Genomic DNA, 1,077 nt, shown 5'->3' with positions numbered 1-1,077 from the left:
GACATGCGCGAGAAAGTGTTACCGGAAATCAGGCTGCGATTGGAGTTCGTCTCGAAGAACACCTATCAGGCGGATATTCAGGTGCTACAAGCTGTGATCGACCAGCGCTCGAAGGATATTGATGAACTTAATAAGCAGTATGATCAATTAGTCCAGGAAGCGATCAAGGCTGCAGCAACTCTGAATATCGGCGGCTTGATTCTCGGTATTTATCAAGGAGTGAAAGCAGAGAAAATTCGCAAGGAGCGAAACAGACTCAAGGACGAGCAGCAAGCTGACAACCAGAAAATGGCCAGCAAGAACCAGACACTGAGTTCCTTGAACAAAGTGCGCGACGACTTGCAAAACCTCAGCTATGTTGCGATCGAAGCTGAAGTTGCTACACAAAATCTGATGCTGGTTTGGAACGCGCTGAGTACTTACATCAGTGCGTCCGTCAATGACATAAACCTCCTCGAAGAAGCTACTTCCTTGAGGAAATTCAAAAATCAGCTACTCGGGGTAATTGATCCGTGGGAGCAGATCAAAGTCAGTGCCGATCAACTGCTCGGTGTATTTGCAGCGGCTGACAAAGAGTATGGAAGCAGCCTTCAAACATTCAGGAGCAAGACCGTCATGCTATCGCTAAAAAGTCATTCAGCTTATCCGGAAGTCAATATCGCGGCGTTGCGTAATCACGCTGGCGTGATTCAAGCCGAAAATACCACGGCGCAAATGCTGTTTGAGCAGTTCGATTATTTACCGGGAACAGTCAGCAGCATGAATGAGCTCTGTGTCGCTGTTCAGAGAGCAACATTCGATATTCGTGATCAGGCACAGGCTAACATCATCTATCTGCAACGTGCGCAAGCCAAGCTCAAGGGTTATCAGGTGGAACTTCCCAGTCCAGACGATGAGGAAGAGATTCATGAAGATATGGAGTTCGAACTCAAGGGCATCTTCAACAAGCTTTCGGAGCGATCTGAAGACCTTAAAGTCACCCGCAACGGAATGAGCACTCCTTATGATCGGGCCACCTCGCAGCAATGGGTCGCGACGCTGCAACAGGATCGCGATGTATCGCAAGCGCTGAAAATC

1 protein-coding gene is annotated in these 1,077 nt (G+C 48.5%); it reads left to right on the top strand.

What is annotated here, in order from left to right; all coding sequences use genetic code 11:
• On the top strand, positions 1–1,077 hold a 1,077-nt coding region (locus tag J5M71_RS25980; RefSeq protein ID WP_207838294.1), incomplete at both ends, for an alpha-xenorhabdolysin family binary toxin subunit A.

It is taken from the genome of Pseudomonas sp. 43(2021) (assembly GCF_017490805.1).
Classification (GTDB): domain Bacteria; phylum Pseudomonadota; class Gammaproteobacteria; order Pseudomonadales; family Pseudomonadaceae; genus Aquipseudomonas.
This window is presented reverse-complemented; position numbering and strand designations above follow the sequence as displayed.